At 59.3% G+C, this 501-nt stretch carries 2 protein-coding genes; both read left to right on the plus strand.

What is annotated here, in order from left to right; genetic code table 11:
* The coding region (locus tag V7672_RS15305; RefSeq protein ID WP_335625425.1) for an MBL fold metallo-hydrolase at positions 1-328 on the plus strand (328 nt) is incomplete at its 5' end.
* Positions 325-501, plus strand: a 177-nt coding sequence (locus tag V7672_RS15350; RefSeq protein WP_442889600.1) for a hypothetical protein, incomplete at its 3' end; no start/stop codon positions are given. The genes V7672_RS15305 and V7672_RS15350, both read left to right, overlap by 4 nt.

Here is a 501-nt window from a genome sequence, read left to right on the forward strand (position 1 = left end):
CTACATCCCCGGCTGTGCGGCGATGCGCGATACGCTTGCGGCGCGGCTGGACGGGGCGGATGCGGTTTTCTTTGACGGGACACTTTGGCAGGACGACGAGATGGTGCGCGCAGGACTGAGCCAGAAAACCGGGCGGCGGATGGGGCATATGTCCATGTCCGGCCCCGACGGTTCCATCGCTGCCTTCGAAGATATCAAGATTGCGAAGAAAGTTTTTGTCCATATGAACAATACCAATCCAGTGTTCCGGCCAATGTCGGAAGAGCGCAAAGCTGTGGAAGCCGCAGGATGGATCATTGCGCAAGACGGGATGGAGCTGGAGATATGACGGCCACGCCCGCCGAATTCGAAGCCCGCCTGCGCCAGATCGGGGCCGAGCGGTATCACGACAAGCATCCGTTTCACGACTTGCTGCATGGCGGCGACTGCACGCCCGATCAGGTCCGCGCATGGGTGATCAACAGGTTTTATTATCAGGCCAGCATCCCGATGAAAGATGCC

This window comes from Brevundimonas sp. (assembly GCF_036963785.1).
Lineage (GTDB): Bacteria > Pseudomonadota > Alphaproteobacteria > Caulobacterales > Caulobacteraceae > Brevundimonas.